7 protein-coding genes and 1 pseudogene are annotated in these 10,441 nt (G+C 55.7%); all 8 read left to right on the top strand.

The window, feature by feature from the left end; genetic code table 11:
• Positions 1-156: 156 nt before the first annotated feature.
• A pseudogene (locus RPS27_RS39590) lies at positions 157-447 on the top strand (hypothetical protein); the annotation flags it as partial.
• Positions 448-1,018: 571 nt separating this feature from the next.
• Positions 1,019-1,894: an ABC transporter substrate-binding protein gene (locus RPS27_RS02100; RefSeq protein WP_128929531.1), complete on the top strand. Its 876-nt coding sequence runs from the start codon at positions 1,019-1,021 to the stop codon at positions 1,892-1,894.
• Positions 1,891-2,781: an amino acid ABC transporter permease gene (locus RPS27_RS02095; protein WP_128955168.1), complete on the top strand. Its 891-nt coding sequence runs from the start codon at positions 1,891-1,893 to the stop codon at positions 2,779-2,781. Before RPS27_RS02100 ends, RPS27_RS02095 begins: the two co-directional genes overlap by 4 nt.
• The gene (locus RPS27_RS02090) at positions 2,778-3,545 is read left to right on the top strand and encodes an amino acid ABC transporter ATP-binding protein (RefSeq protein ID WP_128929533.1); all 768 of its coding nucleotides are present in this window, start codon (positions 2,778-2,780) and stop codon (positions 3,543-3,545) included. The genes RPS27_RS02095 and RPS27_RS02090 overlap by 4 nt, the downstream gene beginning before the upstream one ends.
• Positions 3,546-3,590: 45 nt before the next feature.
• Positions 3,591-4,940 (top strand): LLM class flavin-dependent oxidoreductase, encoded by a 1,350-nt coding sequence (locus RPS27_RS02085; RefSeq protein WP_128929534.1) that lies wholly within the window; start codon positions 3,591-3,593, stop codon positions 4,938-4,940.
• A gap of 199 nt (positions 4,941-5,139) precedes the next feature.
• A complete protein-coding gene (locus RPS27_RS02080) occupies positions 5,140-6,075 on the top strand; it encodes a LysR substrate-binding domain-containing protein (RefSeq protein ID WP_128929535.1) in 936 nt (311 codons plus the stop codon).
• A gap of 238 nt (positions 6,076-6,313) precedes the next feature.
• Positions 6,314-7,909 carry a hydantoinase B/oxoprolinase family protein gene (locus RPS27_RS02075; protein ID WP_128929536.1) on the top strand — a complete coding sequence of 532 codons (1,596 nt, stop codon included), beginning with the start codon at positions 6,314-6,316 and terminating at the stop codon, positions 7,907-7,909.
• A 17-nt stretch (positions 7,910-7,926) separates the two neighbouring features.
• A complete protein-coding gene (locus tag RPS27_RS02070) occupies positions 7,927-10,050 on the top strand; it encodes a hydantoinase/oxoprolinase family protein (RefSeq protein ID WP_128929537.1) in 2,124 nt (707 codons plus the stop codon).
• The last annotated feature ends 391 nt before the right edge of the window (positions 10,051-10,441 follow it).

The raw sequence follows: 10,441 nt of genomic DNA, 5'->3' as shown, positions 1-10,441 counted from the left end.
GGGCTGCGACGGTTCGGCGCCGCTTCCGCCCTCAGGGCTTCTAATTTACTCGCTAGCGCGAGGTTCGGCCGCTGGCCAGGCTGTCGGCCAAGCCGGATGCGGAGGCTGTCGGCGCGAGATTAACGATCTCGACGTCCTGGAGCGCTAGCGCGTACGACCACATTCGACGTTCTCGTCAACAAGGCCGGTCAGTCGCAGCGTAGCAACATCCTAGACCTTGCGTCTGACGAAATCCACGCGCTGCTCGACGTCAATCTGCGCGCGGCACTGCACGTGAAACGGCTGATCGTGACAAGAATGCCGATGCGCGCCGCTACGTGGTTGACGTCTGGTCGGTCGCTGGCCACTACGCCTTTCCAGAACGCCCTGGCTTTCTTCATCCCTAGCCATCATGCCACCAAGGCCAGCGTATTGCGCGTTCGCGGGCTGAGCCCCGTTCTTTACTGATCTCGCGCTCGCGTCACCGAGATCTCGCCCGGTCGTGTGGCGACAAGCATCTTTAAGTGCGTTCGATACACTTCAACTCCGAGGACATCGCCCATGCCGTTGCCATCGCGCAGGTGTCACGGAAAGAGCACCTCCCTTTCCCGCTCCGGAGCTCTAATAATGGAGACCGCCATCGAGACTGCCGCTCAGCGGTTCGCGAGGCCCCGCAACGCACAATCAATGGATGGCGCGTTTTGTCCTAGCATGGGCCATTTTTTGTGCTGAGGGTCGGCCTATGCCTTGGATGCATACTGACCTTGATAGAATGAATTTGATCCAAAATAGCCCGCCCCTTAGCGTTGCTAATTAGCACCGTCGAGCTGTGGCGGCAGGAAAGCAACACTTTACGAGTTGCGAAACTGCCGCCCAGCTTCCCGTGTCGAGCCCAAGCACGCTTCGCGGTTTGCCGTGCTGGCCAATGGAAGACGTCGGTGCCGCGTCATTGAGGTCTAATTTCCTACCCTCAACAGCACGCGGCCGAGTGAAACACGTGCCCCTGAAGGCAAGGGCTACCAATAGGGAGGAGAAATAGATGGGACCGTGGCGAGTAAACGGGTTCACCAGTCAAATCGCGAAAGTTGTTGCCCTATCAGCAATTGTAGGGCTTTCCATTGCCTCCTGGAGGGTAGTGAGTGCAGCAGAGATCCAGGTGCCCGACGCAGTCAAAACGGCGGGAGTCCTGCGCATGGGTCTCAGCAATGCATTGCCACCGCTGCAGTTCAAGGATCCGGAGACGGGCGAATTCAGAGGGATGAATGTAGATATTGGCCGGGAAATCGCAGCACGTTTGGGCGTCAAGGCCGAATTCAATGAAATGCTATTTGCGCAGTACATCCCGTCACTGCAGACCGGTCGGATCGATATCATCATGGGTGGACTTAGCGACCTCCCTGAACGTCATTCCATTATGGAGATGGTCGATTACTTCAGGGATTTCTATCAGGTCTACGCACTTTCCAATTCTCAGCTAAAGGAGTTGTCCGATCTTTGCGGTAAGCGGGCCGGCGCCATTCGGTCCACTGTTTGGTACAAAGTGATGCTTGCAAAGAGCGAGTCGGACTGCGTTCAGAAGGGAATGCCGGCTGTGAAGTTGATTGGCACCGAATCAACGCCAGATACGCGGCTGCAGCTAACGCAAGGCCGAATTGATGCAGCACTGCAGGGCTTCGTCGAGGTTCCTTACATGATTGCGGAGTCCAAAGGCCTTTACAAGACGATCGGCGAGCCCTTCGCGCCAGAATTCAAGGCAATTGGTGTGCGTAAGGGCGATGTCGCGCTGCGTGACGCGATCGCCGACGCTCTGGATGCGATGATTAAGGACGGCACTTATGCAAAGATCCTGGCTAGATATCAGTTGAGCAAACTCGCTATTTCGGAAGTATATCTAAATTCGGAACCGCGAAAATGAGCGCGGTGTCAAACAAGCCTGTACGATCGAGCAGCGGTTCCTCCACTCTCTTTTCACGGCCCGATCTGTCGTTGGTCGAGATCGTGCCGCCGCGTTACGTCGGCCGCTGGATAATGGGCGTACTAGTTCTTGGTCTGTTGGTCCTTATTGTAAGGGCCTTCGCTAACGCGCAGATCGAATGGAACGTTGTTGCCAAATACTTAGCGGCGCCTACAATTCTCGCGGGCTTCTGGCATACGATGATCTTGTCCGTGCTGGCGATGATTGTCGGTGTCGCGCTCGGCTTGGCTATCTCGATTATGCGAATGTCGGATAATCCGCTCCTAGTCATCGTCGCATTTGGCTACCAATGGTTCTTTCGCGGGACGCCGGTAATCCTCCAGCTTCTGATTTGGTATAATCTAGCCTTAATCATCCCAGTCATCGGCATTCCCGGTCTGTGGACGGCCCCGACTGTCGATGTCATCACGCCCTTTTGGGCCGCGCTGCTTGGCCTTGGCATCAATCAGGGTGCCTATACCTCGGAGGTCATTCGCGCCGGAATCCTCTCGGTTGATGCGGGCCAGCACGAAGCGGCACAGTCGATTGGCATGACCCGTCTACACGCGCTCTGGAGAATCGTCCTACCTCAAGCAATGCGCGTGATAGTTCCGCCGATTGGTAACGAGTTTATTGGAATGGTAAAAATGACGTCACTCGCCAGCGTGATCCAGTACACCGATTTACTTTACAGCGCACAGAACGTGTACTTCGTCAATCAGCGCGTGATTGAGCTACTGATCGTAGCAGGCGCTTGGTATCTCCTCGCTGTCTCCATTCTCACGCCGCTTCAGTTGCTGCTCGAATGGCGGTTCGCGCGGGGAACATCTGTCGTGAGGGTCCGATGACCAAGCCTTTGCTCTCAATGAGAAGAGTTAAGAAGCGGTATGGAAATCTACAAGTTCTGGACGGCGTCTCCCTCGACGTCATGCCCAATGAAGTAGTGTGTTTGATCGGCTCATCAGGCTCAGGCAAAACGACGCTCTTGAGATGTATTAATCAACTGGTTTCCGTCGACTCAGGACATATCTGGATAGACGACGAAATCGTGGGCTATCGCCAAGTGGGGTCGCAATTGCGGCCACTAGGCGGTGCGGAACTCGCCCGCCAGCGGACGAAGACCGCGATGGTGTTTCAACGATTTAATCTCTTTCCCCATATGACTGCTCTTGACAATGTCATTGAGGGACCCGTGCGTGTCTTAAAGCGCAATAAGGCTGACGTCGTTTGTGAGGCGGAAGCCCTCCTAGCACGCGTAGGCTTATCCGAGAAGCGTAACGCGTACCCTTCCAGCCTGTCTGGCGGCCAGCAACAACGTGTGGCCATCGCGCGGGCTATGGCTATGCACCCGCGCCTTATGCTCTTCGACGAGCCGACATCTGCACTCGATCCTGAACTCGTTGCCGAAGTCCTCGCGGCGATGAAGGAATTGGCACGCACCGGCATGACTATGGTGGTCGTTACGCACGAACTTGGATTTGCGAGCGAGGTCGCAGATCGCGTGATCTTTATGGAACAAGGCCAAATCGCAGAAGAAGGCACTGCCCGAGAGGTTCTTATGCACCCCAAGGGCGCAAGGACCAAAGAGTTCATTTCGGCGGTGCTCGATTAACACGCAGCATCTCTACATACGACCAGAGAGGAATTGAGGAACGAAATGGCAAAGGAAATCGCTTTCGCCGCACTCATACATGCAGCCGGTAGCGCAAGTGCCGCGTGGCGCCATCCAGATACGGATCCAAAGAAGGCGTTGAGTCTTCAGTACTACACAGAGCTCGCAAAGCTATGTGAAGCAGGCCGCTTCGATCTGATGTTTCTAGCGGACAGTCCGGGCGTTGATGTCGACAATCTCCACGCAATGGCGCAATGGCCACGCGGGCAAAACGTACTTGAGCCCTTGACGCTTCTCTCTGCGCTAGCTGCGAGCACAGAAGAGCTTGGCCTCGGCGCCACGGTATCTGCGAGCTTCACTGAGCCGTTTAATATCGCCCGGCAATTCGCATCGCTCGATCACCTTTCGGGAGGGCGAGCAGCGTGGAACGTTGTGACGACTGCAAACCAGTATTCATGCCGCAACTATGGCTATAAGACGATGCCGCCACACGACGAGCGCTATGCCAGAGCCAGAGAAGCCCTGGAGGTGGTCCGAGCTTACTGGGATACTTGGGACGATGATGCCTTCATCTTCGACAAGGCAAGAGCTATGAACTTCGATCCGAACCGATTTCACCACGTTCGATACGAAGGGAAACATTTCAAGGTACAAGGCGGACTCAATATTGCACGTGCTCCGCAGGGGCAACCCGTCATTATCCAGGCGGGCGCGTCCTCGGTGGGTAGGGAATTTGCCGCAGAAACCGCTGAGGTCGTCTTCGGAACGGGCGCAACTCTTGAGGAGGCTGCGTCCCTCTACAAGGATATCAAAAGCAGGATGGCGAAGTACCGCCGTGATCCTTCCGAACTTAAGGTACTCGCCGGCTTCCGCGCGATGGTCGGTTCAACCGAAGCAGAAGCGAAGGAAAAGCTTCGCCTACTAAACAGTGTGATGCCGATTGAAGCCAAGGTCGCGTATGTCAGTACGGACCTTGAAGTCGACCTGTCGAAGCTGCCACTGGACGAACTCGTTCCCGAACAGATGATCCCGACTTCCTCAAACCTTCATCAGGGTTATTTCAATATACTTGCGGACATGATCCGATCGCGTAAATTCACGCTAAGGGAGATTGCACAGCGCTACGAACGCGGATTCGAGATTTTCTGTGGCACTCCAAGCCAGATCGCCGACGAGATGGAACGTTGGATCGACAATGAAGCTGGAGATGGGTTTATGATAACGTTCCCTTACATGCCGACCTGCCTGGAAGATTTTGTGTCGATGGTAGTCCCCGTGCTCCAGGAACGCGGACTTATGCGCAAAAGCTACCGCGGCAAGACACTTCGCGAAAACCTCGGGTTACGCTATCCCAAAAACGTCAATACGAAACGTCCAGCTACAGGCGTTCCATAAGAGATCTCGTGGCGCGCCGCCTTTGTCGAGCCTTTCAATGCGCATACAAAAGGGCCGCGGTGCAACAAAGCGCCGCGGCCTTTCTTATTGTGGGAGCTGAAGTTCATCCGTCGAACGACTTGACGCATGGCCGAGAATACCATTTGATTTATTCGAATCGGGCTTATGCATCTAAAATGTAAATTTGTTTGGGCGGCATATGGCTAGAGCGCTCAGTTCCCGCGAGATCGATGCGTTTCGGGCTATGATGCAATGTGGGACAACGCTTGCCGCAGCCGAAATTCTAAATACAACGCAACCGTCGGTGAGCCGGCTGTTGGCGCAAGCGCAAGACGCTGTGAAATTTCGACTGTTCGATTATCGACGGGGCCGTTTGGTTCCAACCCCTGAAGCCAAAATGCTCTTTGAAATCGTCCAAAAGCACTATCTTGGCTTGGAAACGATACAGCAAGCCGCTGAAAGTATCAGGTCATCCGGCACCGGCCTATTGCGCATCGCTGCCACTCCGTCCCTGGCTATGGGCGTTATTCCAACGATCATGAAGGCATTCCGGCAGTCTAGCCCCGGTGTGAGCATCAACCTTCAGACGGGAGGGTCGCTGCAGATCAGAGACGGGCTCCTCAATGGCATTTATGATGTTGGCCTGACGACGAGCGGAGCTCATTTCCGAACAGGAGAGTTCGAAATCGAGGTGTGTGACGAATCTGAGGCCCTATGTGCGGTCTGCGCAAACAGCCCGCTTGCTTCGAAGAAGGAGGTTGCGGTCTCTGATTTTCAAGAGGCAACGCTGCTCACTCTCAATCGTGGAGACGATCTAAGTGATTTGTGGCGTCAGACACTCGCGCAGCACGGCGTGAAACCCTCGTCCGAGATCGAGGTCACCTATTCGGCGATCCTCTGTTCGCTCGCCGCCGCCGACCTTGGCATCGGCGTCGTAAGTCCCTACATCAAACCGCTTATTTCCGATAACGTTCGATTTGTTCGTATTTCGCCGAGAATCTCGGTTAAGATGTTCGCAATCTTTCCGGGACATCTTGTGAAGTCATCGCTGTCGCAGCGTTTCACGCGTAGCTTGAAGGAAACGTTCCTGCACAACGACCCCCATGTCGTGAAGTGCGGCGACTGCACGGAGTAAGCCCCCTAGCGGGATTTCGGATCGAGCTAGGCAACTCTCGCGGGCCGACGTGCCCGCCAAACAATCCCAATGCTATATCACCCGCGTATAGAGCGTGCAGCAAGAAGAATTGGCTGACGCGTTTAGCCTGACTTAATGTCCCGCAGAATGCCCGAGCTGGTGCGACTGTCGCGCAGCGCTTCGTGGGCGAGTGCAAGACCGTAGGGCAAGGCCGCGGGCGCTCCAAGGAGACTGACACGTGCTTGATGCAATCCAGCTTGAATTGATTTGGCGAAGGCTGATTTCTCTGACTGAAGAGGCCGCTACGACGCTGCTGCGTACCTCCTTCTCATCCGTCGTTCGCGAGTCTAATGATTTTGCGTGCGTTCTCATGGATGCCGAAGGACGCTCGTTAGCGCAACCCGCTAACAGCATTCCATCCTTTATCGGTACCGTTCCGCGGACGGTTCGTGGCTTTCTCAAACAGTTTCCACATGAGACCCTCTCCGAGGGCGATATCCTGATCACCAACGATGTCTGGCTTGGCACCGGCCATCTGCCCGATATCACGGTAGCCAAGCCCATTTTCTTGAATGGCAATATTGTTGCGTTCGCTGGGTCGGTCACGCACGCTCCTGACATTGGTGGACGCATCCGTTCTGCCGATGCACGCGAGGTGTACGAGGAGGGATTCCAAATCCCAATGATGAAGGTGGTTGAGGCGGGTCGAATGAACCGCACATTTGAAAGCCTGCTTCGCCAGAACGTTCGTACGCCAGATCAGACGGTAGGCGACCTTTATGCGCAGTTTTCTGCACTGCATCTGATGGAGGTGCGCCTCATTTCTTTGCTAAAGGAGTGGGAGCTCCGTTCATTCTCCGAAGTGTCTCAACAGATCCGCGGTCGGACGGAAGCCGCGATGCGGCGTGCGATTTCCGCAATACCGGATGGCGTCTATCATGCCACCGCCGTCAGCGATGGATTTGAAAATAGCATCGTGTTGCGGATGGCGCTTAAAGTTCATGGTGATGAAATCGAGGTTGATTACCGAGGTACAGATCCTCAAGTGCAGCGCTCCATCAACGTCTGCGCTGCTTATACGACGGCATACACTGCCTATGGAATCAAAGCCGTTCTTACGCCCGACACGCCAAACAATGACGGTGCGTTGGAACCGCTCAATATTCATGCACCTCTTGGCTCAATTCTTAATTCAAAGCCGCCCGCAGCGGGCGGGGCACGCGCACTTATCGGACATTTCCTGCCGGCGATGGTCTTGCGTGCGCTGTCACAAGTCGTGCCGGAGAGAGTCATCTCCGACGTCGGCTCACCTCTCTGGTGCGTAAACCTGGCCGGCGTCAAAGAGGATGGAAAGACTTTCGCTAACTTATTCTTCCTGAACGGAGGCTATGGGGCCAGCGCGGCCTCGGACGGCGCAAGCGTGTTGTCTTGGCCGAGCAACATTTCCTCCACGCCCGTCGAGGTGCTGGAACGAACCGCGCCGATCAGAATTTGCCACCGCCGAATCCGATCGCGGACAGCGGGCAGCGGTCGGTTCACAGGGGGGGCTGGGCAGGAGTTTCTCTTCGAGAATCTAAATAAAGGGCCTACCATAATTTCCTTTATGGCTGAACGAACTAAGCCAGAAGCTGTGGCGAATGGCTTAGCAGGCGGCGATCCCGGCGCTGCCGGTGAGATCCAGATCAACACCGTTCGGGTTGATCCCAAGATACAACACACTATCGACTTTGGTGCCCGCGTTCTGCTGCGCACACCTGGCGCTGGCGGATTTGGTGTTCCGATCCGCGCTCAGGAAGCGCTGGCCGAAGCCGATGGCGCCAAAGATTTTGTATAAGAAGGGTTAGATCCGATATGTACTCGCTTGGTATCGATATTGGCGGCACGTTCACCGACATTGTCCTCTATTGCACTGATGATGGTCGCGTTGTCGCACACAAGGAGCTGACGACGCCCCATGATCCAACAATTGGAGCCCTCGCCGGCGTAAAGCAGGTCGTTAACGCCAGCGGCACCGATCCCGATCAGATTGGTCGCGTGGTCCATGCGACAACGTTGTTCACTAACGCTCTCATCGAGCGTCGTGGCGCAAGGACCGGATTGATCACAACGAGCGGCTTTAGGGATACGCTCGACTTACAGCGGGAGTTTAAATACGATCTGTATGATCTATTTCTGAAATTGCCAAAACCATTGATTGAGCAGGATGATCGCGTTGAAGTTAATGAACGCACCTTGTTCAACGGGCACATCCAGCATCCACTCAACGAAGACGAACTTCTAATAAAAACACGCCGGCTGCTCGACAGGGGCGTCACTTCGCTGGCAGTTTCATTCTTGCATTCATATGCCAATGGGACAAATGAACTGCGAGCCAAGAGCCTAATCGAGCGGCATTTCCCACAAGTCCAACTGTCGATCTCGTCCGAGGTCTGCCCACAAATCCGGGAGTACGAACGAACGTCAACGACCGCCGCGAACGCGTATATCAAGCCCATTGCAGACAAATATTTGCGTGAACTCGAGGTGCAGCTAAAGGCCTTTGGAATACCAGGAGCACTTTTCATGATGCTCTCAAACGGCGGATTGACGCATATCGAGGAAGCGCGCCGTACGCCGATCGAACTGTTGGAGTCGGGGCCGGCTGCTGGCACATTGGTGGCCGCGTATTTCGGCAAACGCTCCGGATTTGACAATGTGCTTGCCTTCGACATGGGCGGGACAACTGCAAAGCTTGGCGTGATTGAGAACGGCGAGCCCCTGATCGCGTATCAGTTTGAAGCGGCTCGCCAGAAGCGGTTCGCCCCAGGAAGCGGATTGCCGGTGAACATCTCGACTGTTGAGCTTATCGAAATCGGTGCGGGCGGCGGGAGCATCGCACATGTTGATGAGCTAGGAATGCTCAAGGTGGGGCCGCAAAGTGCGGGATCGCGACCTGGCCCCGCCTGCTACCCGAACGGCGGAACTGCGCCAACGGTTACCGATGCAAACGTTGTTTCGGGGGCGATTGACGTTGATAACTTTGCCGGTGGCACTATGGTTTTGCGCCGCGGAGCTGCAGAGGCGGCGCTCACAGGCGTCGGGCACGCCATAGAGATGCCATTCATCAAAGTGGCGAATGGCATTCAGGCCATTGTTAACGAGACGATGGCAGCCGCCGCGCGTGTCCATGTTGCTGAGCGAGGCCACGATATAACTAAGTACAAGCTCATCGTGACGGGCGGTGGCGGCCCGATGCACGGTTGTGACGTCGCCAGACGTCTCGGCATCAAACAGGTTATCTGTCCGCCGAATGCTGGCGTCGCGTCGGCACTCGGCTTGTTGATTGCACCCGCGCGTGTTGATCGCTCGAGAACGCTTGGCGCCCTGCTGGGATCGATGGAAATCGAGAAACTCGAAGCAGCCTTCAGGCGCCTGGAAGACGACACAAGGCGCGTGATTGCGCAGGCCAGATCTCCGCACAGTACACTTCAGATGGAGCGCCGCGCCGACATTCGCTTTGTGGGCCAAGGGTCGGAGCTGGTAACAGGACTGCCCGTTGGACCCTACAGCGAGAGCGAACGTGAAACTATTCGCGCTGCGTTCATCCAGACCTATAAAGGTATCTTCGGCGATATCATACCCGATCTTGATCTTGAGATTATGAACATCCGTGTAACCCTGAAAGAAGTACGAGAACCCGCGAAACTTGGTCGGATGGAAGACCCTCCTCGCTCGGAGGGATCTCGCTATCGACCCGTGTATGATGATGCAACTCGCGCTTGGGTTAAAGTCCCAGTTCTTCGACGATCGGAACTCGGGATTGCAGGATCGATCGAAGGCCCGGCCCTTTTGGATGAGCAATCATCAACACTAGTTGTGCCGCGCGGGAGCCGCATGACGTTGGACGCCTCTGGCAATGTCATTGTTCAGCTCAGGGATGATGGTGACAGTGTTACCGTTCCAGTAGCAGAGCACGCCACCGAAATCGGGGCGTAGGGCTCTAATATGCAGGCCTGTCACGTCACGGCAGTCGCGTGGCGCCGCAGGATGTCATGCCGGGAGGCCTTCGGATCTCGAAGTCAACCAAGGCGCGAGGCAAGCTCTCGGATGGAAACGATCATACTCGCCCCCTCAGTCGCGTTCGTATGCATGCTCTAGCGACACCACCGGGCGGCAACGCGCGAGCCAGGAGGTGTCGAGCACGATCCGCCGATCGATCGGCGGTGTTGTGCGGTAGAACGGTTTTCTACCGTTGCCCTTCTGTAACCGGCATGAGCCCCCCACCTGGGCATCGCGCGAATGAGCTGCGATACAGCCTGGCATGAACTGTTTTTTGGAGGTGGGCTATGGCAGATGCCATGCATGAAGCCAGGCTTGATGCCAGGCA

The sequence above is a fragment of the Bradyrhizobium sp. WYCCWR 12699 genome, from assembly GCF_032144035.1.
GTDB lineage: Bacteria > Pseudomonadota > Alphaproteobacteria > Rhizobiales > Xanthobacteraceae > Bradyrhizobium.
This window is presented reverse-complemented; position numbering and strand designations above follow the sequence as displayed.

What these genes read in the sequence shown, in the direction of transcription:
- RPS27_RS02070 (WP_128929537.1), top strand. Translation starts at nt 7,927, where the DNA reads ATGTACTCGCTTGGTATCGATATTGGCGGCACGTTCACCGACATTGTC.
- RPS27_RS02080 (WP_128929535.1), top strand. Translation starts at nt 5,140, where the DNA reads ATGGCTAGAGCGCTCAGTTCCCGCGAGATCGATGCGTTTCGGGCTATG.
- RPS27_RS02095 (WP_128955168.1), top strand. Translation starts at nt 1,891, where the DNA reads ATGAGCGCGGTGTCAAACAAGCCTGTACGATCGAGCAGCGGTTCCTCC.
- RPS27_RS02085 (WP_128929534.1), top strand. Translation starts at nt 3,591, where the DNA reads ATGGCAAAGGAAATCGCTTTCGCCGCACTCATACATGCAGCCGGTAGC.
- RPS27_RS02090 (WP_128929533.1), top strand. Translation starts at nt 2,778, where the DNA reads ATGACCAAGCCTTTGCTCTCAATGAGAAGAGTTAAGAAGCGGTATGGA.
- RPS27_RS02100 (WP_128929531.1), top strand. Translation starts at nt 1,019, where the DNA reads ATGGGACCGTGGCGAGTAAACGGGTTCACCAGTCAAATCGCGAAAGTT.